The 16,348-nt window shown below is 32.8% G+C and carries 15 protein-coding genes; 5 read left to right on the top strand and 10 right to left on the bottom strand.

Going from position 1 to position 16,348, the window contains the following annotated elements; translation table 11 throughout:
- The first annotated feature begins 21 nt into the window (after nt 1-21).
- On the top strand, nt 22-408 hold the full coding sequence (gene gerQ, locus BM319_RS25345; protein ID WP_025569112.1) for a spore coat protein GerQ: 387 nt from the start codon (nt 22-24) through the stop codon (nt 406-408).
- A 51-nt stretch (nt 409-459) separates the two neighbouring features.
- On the opposite strand, the gene BM319_RS21735 is transcribed toward gerQ, so the two are convergent.
- Together BM319_RS21735 and BM319_RS21730 are read right to left on the bottom strand one after the other, a co-directional pair.
- On the bottom strand, nt 460-825 hold the full coding sequence (locus BM319_RS21735) for a DUF423 domain-containing protein (RefSeq protein ID WP_025569111.1): 366 nt from the start codon (nt 823-825) through the stop codon (nt 460-462).
- Between the two features lie 18 nt (nt 826-843).
- Nucleotides 844-1,134, bottom strand: a complete 291-nt coding sequence (locus BM319_RS21730; RefSeq protein WP_254664593.1) for a YwdI family protein — start codon at nt 1,132-1,134, stop codon at nt 844-846.
- A gap of 136 nt (nt 1,135-1,270) precedes the next feature.
- Here BM319_RS21730 and BM319_RS21725 point away from each other — a divergent pair, with 136 nt between their 5' ends.
- The gene (locus BM319_RS21725; protein WP_025569109.1) at nt 1,271-2,083 is read left to right on the top strand and encodes a Cof-type HAD-IIB family hydrolase; all 813 of its coding nucleotides are present in this window, start codon (nt 1,271-1,273) and stop codon (nt 2,081-2,083) included.
- Between the two features lie 54 nt (nt 2,084-2,137).
- On the opposite strand, the gene BM319_RS21720 is transcribed toward BM319_RS21725, so the two are convergent.
- The 6 genes from BM319_RS21720 to BM319_RS21695 all read right to left on the bottom strand — a co-directional run bounded on the left by BM319_RS21720 (nt 2,138) and on the right by BM319_RS21695 (nt 9,421).
- Nucleotides 2,138-2,806: a uracil-DNA glycosylase gene (locus BM319_RS21720; protein WP_025569108.1), complete on the bottom strand. Its 669-nt coding sequence runs from the start codon at nt 2,804-2,806 to the stop codon at nt 2,138-2,140.
- A gap of 76 nt (nt 2,807-2,882) precedes the next feature.
- Nucleotides 2,883-3,866 carry a YeiH family protein gene (locus BM319_RS21715; RefSeq protein WP_091024666.1) on the bottom strand — a complete coding sequence of 328 codons (984 nt, stop codon included), beginning with the start codon at nt 3,864-3,866 and terminating at the stop codon, nt 2,883-2,885.
- Nucleotides 3,867-3,978: 112 nt separating this feature from the next.
- Nucleotides 3,979-4,905, bottom strand: coding sequence for a glycosyltransferase family 2 protein (locus BM319_RS21710; RefSeq protein WP_025568353.1), 927 nt, complete (start codon nt 4,903-4,905; stop codon nt 3,979-3,981).
- A gap of 108 nt (nt 4,906-5,013) precedes the next feature.
- Entirely contained in the window at nt 5,014-7,161 is a 2,148-nt protein-coding gene (locus BM319_RS21705; RefSeq protein WP_091024664.1) for a YhgE/Pip domain-containing protein, read from the bottom strand.
- Between the two features lie 245 nt (nt 7,162-7,406).
- Entirely contained in the window at nt 7,407-8,504 is a 1,098-nt protein-coding gene (locus BM319_RS21700; protein ID WP_025568351.1) for an ABC transporter permease, read from the bottom strand.
- Entirely contained in the window at nt 8,501-9,421 is a 921-nt protein-coding gene (locus BM319_RS21695; RefSeq protein WP_069033694.1) for an ABC transporter ATP-binding protein, read from the bottom strand. Before BM319_RS21695 ends, BM319_RS21700 begins: the two co-directional genes overlap by 4 nt.
- 359 nt (nt 9,422-9,780) lie before the next feature.
- Here BM319_RS21695 and BM319_RS21690 point away from each other — a divergent pair, with 359 nt between their 5' ends.
- Complete coding sequence (locus tag BM319_RS21690; protein ID WP_025568349.1) at nt 9,781-10,830, top strand: acyltransferase family protein; 1,050 nt, start codon at nt 9,781-9,783, stop codon at nt 10,828-10,830.
- Between the two features lie 26 nt (nt 10,831-10,856).
- Here BM319_RS21690 and BM319_RS21685 read toward each other — a convergent pair whose 3' ends face one another.
- Nucleotides 10,857-11,396: a PTS sugar transporter subunit IIA gene (locus tag BM319_RS21685; RefSeq protein ID WP_025568348.1), complete on the bottom strand. Its 540-nt coding sequence runs from the start codon at nt 11,394-11,396 to the stop codon at nt 10,857-10,859.
- A 269-nt stretch (nt 11,397-11,665) separates the two neighbouring features.
- On the opposite strand from BM319_RS21685, the gene BM319_RS21680 reads away from it, so the two are divergent.
- Nucleotides 11,666-12,163 carry a precorrin-2 dehydrogenase/sirohydrochlorin ferrochelatase family protein gene (locus tag BM319_RS21680; protein WP_025568347.1) on the top strand — a complete coding sequence of 166 codons (498 nt, stop codon included), beginning with the start codon at nt 11,666-11,668 and terminating at the stop codon, nt 12,161-12,163.
- A 37-nt stretch (nt 12,164-12,200) separates the two neighbouring features.
- Here the strand turns inward: BM319_RS21680 and BM319_RS21675 are convergent, their stop codons facing one another.
- The gene (locus BM319_RS21675) at nt 12,201-14,381 is read right to left on the bottom strand and encodes a DNA topoisomerase III (RefSeq protein ID WP_091024662.1); all 2,181 of its coding nucleotides are present in this window, start codon (nt 14,379-14,381) and stop codon (nt 12,201-12,203) included.
- A gap of 346 nt (nt 14,382-14,727) precedes the next feature.
- Between BM319_RS21675 and BM319_RS25170 the strand changes: the two genes are divergently transcribed.
- Nucleotides 14,728-16,299, top strand: coding sequence for a L,D-transpeptidase (locus tag BM319_RS25170; RefSeq protein WP_286143873.1), 1,572 nt, complete (start codon nt 14,728-14,730; stop codon nt 16,297-16,299).
- The last annotated feature ends 49 nt before the right edge of the window (nt 16,300-16,348 follow it).

Genomic DNA, 16,348 nt, shown 5'->3' with positions numbered 1-16,348 from the left:
TAACTAAGGGAGGTTTTTTCTTTGAGTAATCCTTACGAATATTATCCAAATCTTTATCGTGCGGCGCAACCTGCCCAAGGTCAAGGACAACAAACAGGACAGGGGCAAGGATTTGCAGCTCCATCAGGGGGGATGATTACCCAACAAGGTCAAGTTACCGCCTCAGCTAGTATGTTTGAACAATCCTATGTAGAAAATATACTTAGAGCCAATCGTGGGAAAATTGCTACGGTTTATATGACGTTCACTGGTCACCAACAACAAGTATTTGTAGGGTATATTATGGGAGCTGGACGTGATCATATTGTACTCAGAGATGTAAATACAACTAAAACTTTCATATTGTTAACAATTTACTTAGATTACGTCACATTTGACGAAGAAATAGCTTTACCTTATCAACTTTAAAAAAAAGTGTTCAATATAGTGCAATAATTGCACTTTTATTGAACACTTTTTTTATTTCATTACTGATATTCCTACTAATATCCAAGCTACTAAAAATGCTAAACCACCTAATGGAGTAATTGCACCTAGTATTTTAATTCCAGATACACTTAATATGTACAAGCTACCTGAGAATAAGATGATCCCTATTACAGATAACCATCCCGCCCACATTAATTGTGTCGTTGAACCAAATTTATCAATTAAAAATGCAATAATAAATAGTCCACCAGTTTGGAACATTTGATATTGAACAGCCTTTTGCCAAATTTGAAGTGATCTTTCAGAGATTTTCCCCTCAAGTCCATGTGCTCCAAATGCACCTAATGCGATTACTAAAAATGCAAAAATACTACCTAGTAAGAAAAATAGCTTCACATCTTCTCCCCCTTTATCTTAAAAATCTAATAATGATCCACTTTGTTCCGAATCGTCCAATTTAGGCATAACAGAAGGTCTAGACATAATAGGCTGACTTGGTATTGATTGAACAATACTACTAGTTACTATATTCTTTGGAACCTCTACACCGCTCTCGTCTTCAAGAAGTAACTCACATAAAGAGCGAATACTGGCAATTCTTTCCCGAAACTGTCCAGGTTTTTGTGTACTTACTTTTGCCTTATGTAACTCATTTTCAATTTGCTGGATTACTTTTTCTACACTGATATTCAGATAAATCACCACCAAACTTTATTAACACCATCCAATAAACCCTATTATACTATGGCTTTTTTCTGAAAGCGAATACCAACCAAATTAAGCACTATTTTATTCGAACGGTGGTATACTAAAAAAGCTAATTTTTAGGAGGTATTGTAATTTGAACTATAAAATGATCGTTTTGGATATCGATGACACGCTTTTAACGGACCAACATGTTATTTCTCAAAAAACGAAGGAAGCTTTACTCAAAGCTCAAGATATGGGTGTAAAAGTAGTGTTAGCTTCTGGCAGACCAACCTTTGCTATGCATAAGTTAGCTGAGGAACTATTACTTCATGATTATGGTAGCTATGTCCTATCATTTAATGGAGGAATCATTACTGATTATCAAACAAAAAATAATGTTTATGAATGTACACTAACAAAAGAGCAAGCACATGAACTTTATGAGCTTAGTAAGAAACATAACGTCTTCGTTCATACATATGTTGAAAATGATATTATTACAGAAAAAGGGAATCAATATACTGATATTGAAGGCCAGCTCACAGGCATGCCTATTAAAGAAGTAAGCAGCTTTACCGAGCATGTGCAAAATGATGTTGTAAAACTCTTAATGTTGGAGGATCCAGAAAAATTAGCTCAAGTTGAAAAAATACTTCAAAAAGAGCTTGAAGGTAAAATTAGTGTCATGCGCTCAAAGCCATTCTTTTTAGAATTAACGAACAGTGAAGTAGATAAAGGTAAAAGTCTAAATCACTTAATTCAAATTTTAGGAATTCGACAGGACGAAGTAATCGCAGTAGGAGATGGATATAATGACCTACCGATGATTAAGTTTGCGGGACTAGGCGTTGCGATGGGAAATGCTCCTGAAGAAATAAAGCAACAAGCAGATTATGTCACTGCTACAAATAACGAAGATGGCGTCGCTAAAGTTGTTGAAAAGTTTATATTAAGTAATAAGTAATAAATACAAGAAAGGGTTGATCACAACAACCCTTCTTTAAATCTCATTTATAGACTACTCTACTGTCCAGTCAATCGGTTCTAGTTGAAGTTCTACTAGTTTTTGGTTAATTTGTGAAAATGGTTTACTTCCAAAGAATCCTCTACTAGCTGACAATGGACTTGGATGATGTGATTTTAATATTACATGGTGGTTACTCGTAATCAATTCTTCTTTAGCTTGAGCATGTTTACCCCATAGAACAAAAATAATTGGACGATCTTGCTTATTTAACTCGGATAAGATTGTATTAGTAAATAGTTCCCATCCTTTATTTTTATGCGAATTTGGTTCCCCTTCACGAACAGTTAAAACAGTATTTAATAATAAAATCCCCTGCTTCGCCCACTTAATTAAGTAACCGCTCGTTGGTATTTCTATCCCTAAATCGCTATTTAATTCCTTATAAATATTTCTTAAAGAAGGCGGTATTTTCACTCCCGGTAATACAGAAAAACTTAACCCATGCGCTTGACCTGGCTGATGATAAGGATCTTGTCCAATAATCACTACTTTGCAATCTTCGTATGAACACTCGTTTAAAGCCTGAAATAAATGCTCTTTGGCAGGGTATATTGTTTGTTCCTTGTATTCTTTTTCAAGAAATTGCAATAAATCTTTAAAATACGATTTTTCAAACTCTAGTTTTAATTTTTCTCTCCAATTTGATGATAGTTGAAGCAATGAAATACCACCTTTCCTGACGAAATTTCCCGAGAAATAGATATGATTTGTTGTTTCTTGTCGTTGTTTCACGATATTAATAGATTACTTGAATAAGCAAAATTGCGATGATGATTTGAAAACCTACAATGCTTAATGCATAAAGTGAAAGTGACTTCCCTTGTTTAATGATCATTTTTAAATTTACATTTAAACCTATTGCAGCGAGTGCAATAATTTCAAATAAGTGACTAGTCTTATTTGAAAAATTCGCAGCCCAACTCGGTAGTAATCCTAAACTATAAAAAAAACAAAGGATCACAAATCCAATTACATACCAAGGAAATTGAATTTTTACTTTTTCAATAGATTCCTCTGCTATGTGCCTTCTTTTTATAGTAGATAGGCTAAAAACTACAAAAACTAAAAAAACTACTCGAATCAGTTTAAATAAAGTGGCATAATTCTTTACTTCATCATTTACTAAACTACCACTCGCAACTACTTGTCCCACTGATTGTAATGTACTTCCGATTAGTGCGGAGGTAGGCAATGTTTCTGAGTGATATAATACAGATGCTATTAAAGGCAGAATAAACATTAAGACTGTTCCCATCATATTTACAAGTGTGACAGCCAGTCCCTTTTCTTCTTGCGTGGCTTGTATAGCTGGGGCTGTTGCGCCAATTGCTGATGAACCGCAAACTGCATTTCCACTTGCCATTAGATAGCTAAAATTTAAACCAAAACCTAATTTTTCACCAAACCAAATCGTAAAAATGATGACTAAACACATTTGTGTCACGATTAACAAAATTCCTTTTAATCCTAGTAAGCTAATCATTTGAATGCTGATCGTTGCCCCTAATAAAAATATTGAGACCTCTAATAATTTACTTTCAGCAAACTTTCTACCACCTTCAAAATAAGACTTTAAGTGTACTGTATTACCGACAATCAATCCGATTATTATTGAAAATGTAGCTGCTCCAACAGGCAATAGATAAGAAAGTGTTTCACTAGTAAGTGCAATAATAAGGCAAAGAACTACCCCCGGAATAGCTTTATAAATACTCCCCATTTTATTCTCCAAGCTTTCATTAAAATATTATTCTATCTTTAAATATTATGTAACGAAAAAAGAAATTCGACAAGATTCTTGCCGAATTTCCAAATTTATCATATCGTAATATTTATTTTTCATCATAGCTTGAAGCCTCAACGATATATTGGGGTCTTCTCTTTGTTTCGTAATAAATCTTACCTAAATATTCGCCTAATACTCCAATCATCAAGATTTGAACTCCGCCAAATAACATAATGAAGTTTGAGATCGTATATAAACCAGGAATTCTAATCCCAACAAAAAGAACTTTAAAGCTCATCATAATAAAGATTACAATACTTATTCCAATTAATAATAACCCGACTTTCGTTAACAACCTCAATGGCCTTGTATTAAAGCACAATATATATTCAATGGCTCTTTTTATTGAATCTAGTCTTTTGACCTCTGTCTCTTTGTTAATGATTCTTGATGTTATTTCATACTCAATCGTTTTTATTTTATAACCAACCCAGTTAAAAATACCTTTTGAATAGCGGTTTGATTCTGGCATGCTTAAAATAGCATTTACTACTTTTCTGCTTAACAAACGAAAATCTGATTCGTTTTGCAAAATATCAGGGTCTACAAATTTTTTAACAACCTTCTCAAAAATGCCTTTTTTTGCTTTTTTTAGAACTGAATTCTCTATTTTTTTCGATGCAACTACATGGTTATGTCCTTTTTTGTATTCATCCATCATCTCTAAAATAACATTGGGTGGATGTACAAAGTTTCCATCCATTAGGATGACTACCTCGCCTTTTGCATGTTCAAGTCCAGCACTAATTGCTCCCTCTCTTCCAAAGCGGCGAGTAAACGAGATATATTTCAAATGACTGCTATGATTTGCAACAACTTGAAGTGCTAGTAGTGTATCATCATCACTTCCGTCGTTTATATAAATAATTTCATAATCTTCTTTAAGTAACTTTACTGTATTTGATAAATTAACGTGAAATCTCTCAAAATTTTCTCCATTGTTATAGCAATACACAACAACTGATAATTTCATACAAAACACCTACTTCTCCTAAAAGCTATAAAGATATAACTTTTATCTATGTTATAGCACTTGGTAAAACAGTTCAATGATTTTTATATGAATTTATTTTTCAAACGATTAATGAATAAGTCTGCTCTTCTTGGAAAGATCAGCGACTTTACTTGCTCTTTTATTAATAGTTGCTTTAAGACCTACCCCCAATATAATTGCAATGACGACAAAAAGAACTAGTATTGGAAGGTCCTTATAAATGGTATCCCAAACGATTCCACCAGTCGCCTCCCTTAACAAGCTTAATGCATAGGTAAAAGGTAGAAACGGATTTATTTTTTGGAAAAATGGCGGAGTTACTTGAATCGGATAAACTCCTCCCGCTCCAGATATTTGGAGAACCAGAAAGATAATACCGATGCCTTTCCCAATATTTCCGAAAACCGAAACAAGCGTATAGACAATAATCGTAAATACAATGCTAATCAATAGTGCAAATAAGATAAAATAACCTTTATTTGCTGCATAAGTCCCTAGTATCAGGAAGTTACCCGTTGTCACTACTAATGTCTGTAATACCCCTATAGTTATAAAGGTCAATAGTCTTCCGAAATAAACTTCTCTACTTTTATATGGCTTTTCTTCATGAACTTCAGTTGTTAATAACGATACCATTAATAAAGCTCCTACCCATAACGACAATGTTGTATAAAAAGGGGTCAAACCTGTACCATAATTCGGTATTGGAAACATTCGCTCCTTTTTTATTACGATTGGGTTCGAATAAAAATCGCTAACCTTTTCTATATCTGTTCGTAGAAAATTAATTAAATCCTCGATGTTTCCTTTTGCATTAGCCTTTCTAATTTCATTAGCAATTTTTTTTATTTTCGCTTCAATTATTGGTAATTCATTTACTAATTGTTGTATATCACCTTTTTTGGTTGCTAATAAATTTGATGTGTCCTGGAGAACACCTTTTATTATAGGTATACTTGTTTTTGCATCAGCTAAAACAGTCTGAGTATTTTTTAATGATTCATTCACTAATCTTGAAGCTTCACTTATTTTTGGAGCTAAATCTTGATCAAAATTTCCAGTTAAACTGTTTATTTTGTTATTTATACTTGTCGCGCTCTCATTCATTTTTTGAAGTAAATCATTCGGTAGACCGTTTCCGCTTTGTATTGCACTTTTTAATTGAGAATTTTCATTTTGAATCATCATTAAGTCTGCTTCTAGATCTTTTAATGAGCTAATATCTTTACTAAAATCTGCTGTAGTACCTAAGCTATTAAACGATTGAAGCACTTGATTTAAAGAAGTAACCATATTTTTTGAATTCGGTAGTACTTTTCCGATTTCATTTGATAGCCTCATGGACTCGTCTTTACTAATCGTTTGATTCTGTAATTGTGATAATGTACTTTGTATAACAACAGACTGGTTTTGAAGTAGGTTAAGTGTCTCTTTAATAAATGGAGTTGAATCTTGAATTGCTTTGTTAATTTGATTAAAAAACCCACTTAAACTTGCCATTAATTTCTCACTATTTGCTACGATGTTATTAATCAATTCCATGTCTTTTTTTGTAGTTTGAATAACGCTTTGTACTTTTTTATAGTCATTTAAGGCTGTATTCACAGTTTTCTTTATTTCCGGTAAATCTTTTTCAAGCTTAAAAACCATTTGCTCAAATTTTTTTATTTCAGGTAAATTTGCTTGTAAGTCAATTCCTATTTTATTAAACTCCTGCAATACTTCCTTACTTACGGTCTTTTCAAATTTCTTTGTAATCTCACCCGCAATACTGGTTGCACCTTTTTCAGTATATTTCGGAGCAACTATATTCAGCTTTTCATTAACTTGATAAACTAGTTCAGGTTTTTGTGGATGATCTGTTAAAACCTTGCTAATTTTATTTGAAAAATCATTTGGAATTAAAATACTAGCGTAATATTTTCCTTGTTTAACCCCTTCATTTGCGACTTGCTTACTTGTAAACCTCCAGCCTAAAGAAGGATTTTGTTTTAAAGAATGTATTACTTCGTTGCCGATATTAATTTTATTATTTAAGACCGTAGCACCACGATCTTCATTTACTATTGCGATCTTTAAGCCCTTTGTATTGCCGTACGGATCCCAAGAAGACTTTATATTAAACCATGCATACATTGAGGGCATGATAATTAAACCAATGATAATCATCAATGCTGCCCAATTTGTTATAACCCGCTTTACATCACGAAAATAGATTTCGAATATTGAACTCACCTATAACTCACCTAATCTTAATTTTTAAATAGTATGCAATAAATACTGCATAACTATTCTTAAAGACAAGAATGGGAGTAGTCGGGAAAAAAAGGTAAAATAAAAAGACTTTCACTAAAATTAGCGAAAGTCTTCATGCTGTTGAAAAAAGAAGTTGTCAATTACATAAGTAATGTGATGTTGTTTTCCACTACAGGGTGCTCGCTTTCAAAGGGGCGATATTCTTGAGCCTCCTTGTTCTGCCCTTACTCCCATCTAAATGTACGAGCAGCGATTAAGAAGCTTACGACCATCCAGACGCATAACCAGCCGAAATCTGGGAGTAAATCTCCAAATGATGCTCCGACATTCATGATGTCACGCATTGCAGTTGATAAGTGCGTAATAGGAATTGTCTTTATAATCGGTTGTAAATATTCGGGCATGTTATTTACAGGGAAAAATACTCCACCTAAAAACATAAGTGGGAACGAAATAAAGCCTGCAATTGGTCCAGCACTTTCTGGACTTTTTGCTAAACTTGCTATAATAAATCCGATGCTCATAAATGTTAATGTACCTAATACAACTAACAATACTACTAATAAGAATGATCCTCGAATACTAACGTCGAATCCAAAGTAGCCAATTAGAATTGTTAAGATGGCTTGTAAACTATTTAATATTAGCCTTGCTGTGATTTGAGCAGCAATAAACGTTGAGGCTCTTAATGTGGTGCCTTGCATTCGTCTTAGCACGCCTCGTTCCCTCCAAGAGGCAATTTGTCCTGCGACACCATTCATATTATTATTCATGATTTGCATTGCAATAATTCCGGGCACTAAAAAGTCTAAATATGAAAGGGTAATTCCAGCTACTCCTTTAAAGTCTGTTACAATTTTAGGTGTATAACCTGCCATTTGTTTACTAGCAGCATCAACATATGCAGTAATCGTTGCTATTCCACCTTGAAGCTGGCCTGCATTACTTTCATTATATAGTACTTTTATTTGAGCAGGAGCAGATTGTTGTTTAGTTGTAACTTGATTTTGAAAACCTTTGTTAATGACGATTACAAAGTCAGTTTTACCATCAGATAATAATTTCCTAGACTTTAATTCATTTGTTTTTTTATGAATTTTAAGTGACTTTTGTTTCTCTAAAACAGTTGTAATTTGTTTACTTACTTGTGTGTTGTCATAATCAATTAGGTTCACTGAATAACTAGTTGTATTCCCATCGTTAAACATTAATCCAAAAATAATCATAAAGAAAAATGGGAATAAAAGTGTCCAAATTAGTGCTTGACGATTACGTACATAAATCCGAAGTTGGGCTAAAGTTAATTGATAATAAGCCTTCATTCTTCACGTAACCCCCTTCCAGTCATATGTAAAAATACGTCCTCAAGAGTCGCAGTTCTTGTCGATAAATCCGAAATTATCATATCCTGTTCTTTTGTATACTCAAGCAAGGCCATTAATGAAGCTTGTAGATTACGAGTATACAATGTTACGAAATCATGATTGATCACGACATTCATTACATTGTCTAAATGTGCGAACTTTTCTTCTTGCTCTGGTAGCTTTGTCTTAAATTCAATCGCACTCTCTGCAGAAATTGAACTAACTAAATTGTTTGGTGTATCTAACGCAATTAATTTACCTTTATCCATAATTCCAATGCGATCTGCTAGTACATGAGCCTCATCCATATAGTGGGTTGATAAAACTACTGTTTTACCTCGTTCTTTTAGTTTTAAAATGATATCCCACAACGTTCTACGAGCCTGTGGATCAAGTCCTGTAGTTGGCTCATCTAAAAATATAATTTGAGGATCATGAATTAATGCTAATGCAATCGCTAATCGCTGTTTTTGTCCTCCTGATAATCCTTTTACTAGACTATTTTGTTTTTCAGATAAAAGCATTTCATCGATCAACGGTTGAATCGGGATATGACTTGGATAAAAGCTTGCATACATTTCAATGATTTCTTTTACTTTTAACAGTTCAAATAATGAAGTTGATTGGAGTTGAATTCCAATCTCTTGTTTGATTTTATATGAGTCTTTGCCGATTACATGCCCTGCAATAGTAGCCGTACCTTCATCTGGTTTTCTTAATCCTACAAGCATCTCCATTGTCGTCGATTTACCAGCTCCATTTGGACCGAGTAATCCAAATACTTCACCTTTTTCAACCTCAAAACTAATTCCATTTACAGCGTAAAAATCTCCATATTTCTTTTTAAGATTTTCAACTTTAATAATTGAGCCCATTATTATTCCTTCACCTCGACTAATGAAATGATTATTTAAAAAGTGCACGATCTTTTATAATTCAGCCTGCTAAGTATATAATGCAAAACAGAATATATTTGTCGAAAGAACTGATTATTAATAATTTTTAATAAAAATTTACATTTTTTACCAGTGTGTATCATCCCGTGCTACACTTAATATCCAAATTTGTTTGTATCATTTATGAAATATTCATTTACATTTTATAACTTGATTGTAACGTCCATGTTGTCACTTTGTAATACTCATCGGTTACAATATGTTGGACATTATTTAAAAAAATTGGCTATGATTTGAAGTTTTTTACTTTAAGCGAGCCATAAAAACAAGGTGATAAAATGAAAATAGAACGTGAAAAATGGTTGGATGTTGCCAAAATGATCGGTATCTTTTTGGTTGTTTATGGTCATTCTACAGAAGGTCCGAATTCTATTACATTTATTTACTGGTTCCATATGCCGCTCTTTTTTATTATTAGTGGGTATTTATTTAAACCGGTCAATTCAATTAATGAACTCAAATTTTTTATAAAAAAACTAACATTTAGATTGCTTGTACCTTACTGTACGTATTTGGTTTTATTTAGTTTATATAACATGACAATTGAAGTAATAGACGGAACTATTAACCAATCGAATTTATCAAAAGAAGTCCTTTCATTGTTAATCGGTGGAAGATTTATTACTGGAGTCCATGGCGTATTTTGGTATGTGACATGTTTATTTATTACACAAATATTATTTGCGTTAATCTGTTTATACTTTAAAAAGAATAGTACACGTCTATTCATTGTAATTGCCTGCTATTTGCTTGCACATTTTGAGACAATTAAATTGATTCCACAAATTGGTAAAAATACCTTTAATCAAATTTCGATTCCGTGGAATATGGATGTTGCTCTACTAGCAATTTTCTTTTTAGGATTAGGCTTCTTTACGAAAAAATTGATAGCATCAATTTCTAACGTCCTTGGAATATCATGTATTACGCTTAGTATCGTTTATATGACCTTATATGAATTGAATAAATTAGACTACCATCTAAGTCTTAAATATTTAAGATATAACCATTTATTTTTAGATGCTTTAATTCCAATAACAATGACGATTGCCGTACTATATTTATGTCAAAAGCTAGCAAAACTACAATTTATCCAGCCTTGCACAATATTTGGTAAAGAATCATTAACAATAATGTACATCCATATTTTTGCAAATGCTGTTTTTTCACAGTTTTTCGATTATGGACCGTTATTGTATACATTGATTGGTTTAGCTGTGCCTATGATTGCAAAGAAATTTATTATTGAGTCACAACCTACTATAAAACCGTTGTTCATTGGTTTAAATGTAAAACGAAAACAACATTTAAAAGTTAGAACAGCATAAAAAAAAATAGCCCCAGGGCTATTTTTTTATTTTAATGTAGCAACAGCTGCATCTGATCCTCTTTGAATTGAGCCAGTTGCTGTAACTTTAATATTTTCTAGCACATCTCCATTTGTAAAAATAACTGGAGTAATTGTGCTTTTTGCATTTTCTTTTATATAGTCCATATTGAATGTTAATAAATGATCTCCGGCATTAACTTTTTGTCCTTCTGTTATATGAGCATCGAAACCTTCACCATTTAGTTTAACTGTTTCTAGTCCAACATGAATTAAGATTTCAACACCTTCATTTGAACGAATTCCAATAGCGTGTTTCGTATGGAATACTTGTACGATTTCTCCATCAAAAGGAGCTACAACAACACCTTCTGAAGGTGTAATAGCAAATCCATCACCCATCATTTTTTCTGCAAATACAGGATCTGGTACTTCAGATAGTGGATGTATTTCTCCAGTTAATGGCGCTTTAATGACAACTTCCTTAGTAGCTTCTTTTGTTACAGGAGCAGATCCTTGTTGTTGTTCTTCCTCTAAACCGAACATTTTTTTTAATTTGTTAAACATAATACTCACCTTTTCTTTAATTTAGATTCCAGTCTTATCATTATCTTTTCAGAAAAAATAATACTAATTATCCTAACAGAAAAAATACTTTTATGCTAAAGAAAAGATGAACTTTTATTGAATTATTAACCAAACTGTATCATTTTTACAATAAAAGACATAAAAATCCTCTCTTTAATATAAATTAGCTAGTTCTAAAAATTGGTTACACATATGATAAAATTAGCTAAATAAATATTTGTCCATAATTAATAGATAGGAGCGATTAGATGACTGAAATGGTTCCATTAGTTTTTTCACTTCAAAATAAAAAGATAGCGATCATCGGTGGAGGTAAAATTGCATTTCGAAAAGCAAAAGCATTTATAAAAAGTGGTGCTTCAATTACGATTATTAGCCCTCAACTATGTGATGAATTTAAACAGTTACCTACAATAAAATGGCTAAATAAGTATTTTGAAAAAGCCGATCTAATTGGAGCTCATATTGTTATTGCAGCAACAGACGATAAAAATATAAATAAATTCGTTAAAGATTGTACATCAGACTTCCAATGGTTTAATGATGTAAGTGATCAAAATAATAGTGATTTCCACACACCAGCAGTGGTTCGTAGAGGAGACCTTATTGTATCAGTCTCAACTTCAGGTAAAAGTCCAGTCTTATCTAAAAAGATAAAAAAGGAACTGGACACTTATTTTGACGATCATTATAGTGAAGTCGTGGATGAATATGCAATTGAACGAAAAAAACCAGTCATAGAGTAAACTCATATGACTGGTTAGAAGTGCAGGGACTATGCTTTTATTTTTTTTTCAGCTTTGCTAAGGCTTCTGCAAATGGGTTATTAAATGGTTCGTCCTCTTGTTTGTTCTGTTGCTTTAAATATTTTTGAACATCTCGTTTAGAAACTTTACTATTTTTTTCTTTCGAACGTCGATCTTTAAAAGTAGAAAGCTTTTCTCTATGTCCACATGCACATACAAAAATTTGACCCTCACCTTCACCTCTTAGCTCTAAACGTTTGAAGCAATTAGGGCATCTCGCGTTAGTAGACTGAGAAATTGTTTTACGGTGACCACATTCCCTATCCTGGCAAACTAACATTTTTCCACGTTTACCGTTTACTTCTAACATAAGCTTTCCACAGTCGGGACATTTAGTGCTAGTCATGTTATCATGCTTAAATTTTTGTTCAGTTTGTTTTATTTCTTTCACAGCATCTGAAGAAAAACGGATCATTTCACTCATAAATTTTGATTTAGCTAATTTACCTTTGGAGATGGCTTGAAGCTTCTGCTCCCACTCGGCAGTTAGGGCTGGTGACTTCAAGGCTTCTGGAACAAGGTTTAATAATTGTTTGCCTTTATTAGTGATGAAAATATCTTTTCCCTTTTTTTCAATTAAAAAGCTACTAAAAAGCTTTTCAATAATATCCGCTCTAGTTGCAACTGTTCCCAATCCGCCTGTTTCGCCTATTGTTTTCTTTAAATCAGTACTATTACCTGACATAAAATGGACCGGATTTTCCATTGCACTCAAAAGTGTGGCTTCATTAAAGTATGCCGGTGGTTTCGTATGCCCTTTAGTTTCAATAACTTTAGCTACTTCTATACGCTCATTTTCATTCATTATTGGTAATCGTTGATCCTCTGTACTATCAAGATCATCTTCGTCTTTAAAGACTTCTTTCCATCCCAGTGAAATAACCCTTTTACCTTTCGTAACAAATAGCTCATTATCAATTTCTGCGATAACTTTTTCTTGTTCATATACATATGGAGGTAGTAAGACTGCTAAAAATCTTCTTACGATTAAATCATATATCTTAAATTCTTTTGAAGAAAGTTCACTTAATATAGGTGCCTGCTCTGTTGGTATAATCGCATGGTGATCTGAAACCTTATTGTCATCTACAAATGACTTATTTACCTTAATCGGTAGATTCGTTAACTTCATAATGATTTTTCCATAAGGTTTTATGTTACATGCTAATAAACGTTCCTTTAATGTATCAACTAAATCTGATGATAAGTATCTAGAATCAGTTCGTGGATACGTAACAACTTTATGGTGTTCATATAGCTTTTGCATGATTGACAATGTTTCTTTAGGTGAAAAGTTAAATCTTTTATTCGCTTCTCTTTGGAGCTCAGTTAAATCATAAAGCTGAGGAGCAAAAGATTTTTTTTCAGCAGTCGAAACTTCCTTAATCTTTAGCTGTTTTCCTTTTATCGCTCCAATAATTTTTTGTAATTCATCGGTCGTTTTAATTTTCTGGTCATTCGACTTACGATTTTGCCACGTAAAGGTTACATTATTTGCTAATACTTGTAACCCATAATAAGTTTGTTGCTTAAATTCTTTTATTTCCTTTTCACGCTCTAAAATCATCGAAAGTGTCGGAGTTTGAACCCTACCACATGAAAGTTGAGCATTATGCTTACAAGTAAGGGCTCTTGTTGCATTAATCCCTACGATCCAATCTGCCTCGGCTCTTGCTACAGCAGAAAGATATAAATTTTCATATTCCTTGCCACTACGTAAATTTTCAAAGCCCTTTTTTACCGCCTGATCTGTTGCAGATGATATCCACAGTCTTTTAATTGGTTTATTAACCTTTGCCAATTGAAGAATCCATCTTGCAACAAGCTCACCTTCTCGCCCCGCATCCGTTGCGATAACGATATCTGAAACATCTTTTCTTAATAATTGGGTTTTCACAGCTTGAAACTGCTTGCCTGTCTTTTTAATAACAACAAGCTTTAATTTATCTGGAATCATTGGTAAATCTTCTAAATTCCATGACTTATATTTATTATCATACCCTTCAGGATCAGCCAAAGTCACAAGATGCCCCAATGCCCAGGTAACAATATACTTTTTCCCTTCTAAAAAACCATTACCTTTTTGATTACATCCAAGCACTTTAGCTATATCTCTAGCAACTGAAGGCTTTTCCGCTAATACTACTGTTTTGCTCATAACATGCTCCTTAGTTTATTTACAATTTTCTTATTAACTAACTTTAACACTTAGTACAGGGGAAAGGGAAGTGAACGGAATATAATCAAAGAAAAGCTGAATTATATGATTAAAGAAAGCGTGGAAGTTATGACAATATAAGATTTTAAAAATACATTAATTCTACAAAATTTCTATTTTCTCTTTTATTCCACCTAATTTTACTATATTCCCTGTTCTTCCTGTTTTTTCAACAAATGTTCTTTTTTTGCTGAAAAATGACGTTTTATTTTATTAGAAAAACAAAGGAATTCACTCTCTATATGGCAAATTTAGTAATTAAATTCCATATATAAGGAGAGAGAAAATGATAAATAAGATTGTATCTGTACTTTTGGGGGTATTTTTATTCCTTTTACCTACTGCTAATGCAACTTCTTTTTCTCAAGGTTTTAGTGATGGTGAGTTATCGAAATATATAGATAATCTAAATTTAAACACTACTGAAGCCACTTTTGGACAATCGATTGAAGTTGGTTTAACAACTAAAGAACATTTCGACAATGTATCTTTAACATTTAAAAATGGAACTAATTTGACAGAAGTTTTATTAAAAAACCCTTCGTCTTCAGATCTTTACTATGCTGGGAAAATTGGGATTACAGCTTCTTTTATAAAAGGAACTTATCAACTAAGTTCAATTACACTTGATGATCAAACTCTAACTGTTTCAGACCAGAATATTAAATTTATGGTTAAAGATTTACCAACCCCAAAAATCAATCCAATTACTAATAAATCTACTTCCGTGTCAGGAGCATTTTTAGAAAAAAGCATTGTCCAAATTCTCATCAACAATAAGCTGGTCAGCACTGTACAAACAGATGCAAAAGGCAATTTTCTATTCAATACTAAACCTCTAAAAGAATTTACTAAAATAAATGCAGTTGGTGTTTCAATTGGATTAAAAAGTAAAACTGCTACATCATATGTTTCAGATGTAATCGCACCTTCTATCACTTCCATACCATCAATTTCAGATCAATCTCAAAGTATATCAGGAAAATCAGAACCAAATGCTGATGTTCTTATTTACTTAAACAAGAAAGTATTAGCAAAAGGTAAAGTAAACTCGGCAGGTAAGTTTACTATTAAAATGGCGAAGCAAAAGGCAAACACAGTTCTTCAAGTCGTTGCAGTTGATAAGAGTAAAAATCAAAGTAAACCCGTTTCAATTCGTGTATTAGATCGTACTGCTCCTTCAGTACCTACAATTCAAACCGTTAAAGAAAATGCCACTGTCATTAGTGGGAAAACAGAACCAAATGCTTCTGTTAAACTGTTTCTAAACGGTAAATATACAGCTAAAACGGCTGCAACAAAGAATGGTAGTTATAGTTTTAAGGTCAGTAAATTAAAAGTATTTACTCCTATAAAAGTACAGTCAATTGACGCTGCTGGAAATCAAAGTAAGTTTTCATATACAGAGGCAAAGAGCTCTTACCCACTTTCGAATGGGCAGCTAATTATTATTAATACAAATACAAATAAACTTTCTTATTATAACAAGGGAAAACTAGTTAAAACATTTAGAGTAGCAACAGGAAAAGCTTCGAGTCCTACACCTACTGGAAAGTTTAAAATCGTAAATAAAATTAAAAATAGACCTTGGTATAAAGAAAATATTCCTGGAGGAGCTCCAAATAATCCTCTAGGTAAAAGATGGATGGGCTTAAGTGTCGGTAGCGCATACGGAATACACGGAAATGCTAATGAGAGCTCAATCGGTAAATCAGTTAGTCACGGTTGTATCCGAATGCATAACAGTGAGATCGAATGGTTATTCGATCAAATAAATGTTGGAACAACAGTTATTATTGCAAAATCTTCTAGTACTAATGAGCAGATTGCTCACTCATATGGAATAGCAATCGCGTAAAAAGCAAACCTTTCCGGTTTGCTTTTTTTATAGTTTAATAGACTGCTAT

It is taken from the genome of Bacillus sp. UNCCL81, from assembly GCF_900112535.1.
Taxonomy (GTDB): domain Bacteria; phylum Bacillota; class Bacilli; order Bacillales; family Bacillaceae_G; genus Gottfriedia; species Gottfriedia luciferensis_B.
Note: the sequence above shows the minus strand (reverse complement) of the source record. Positions and strands in the feature narration are given on the sequence as shown.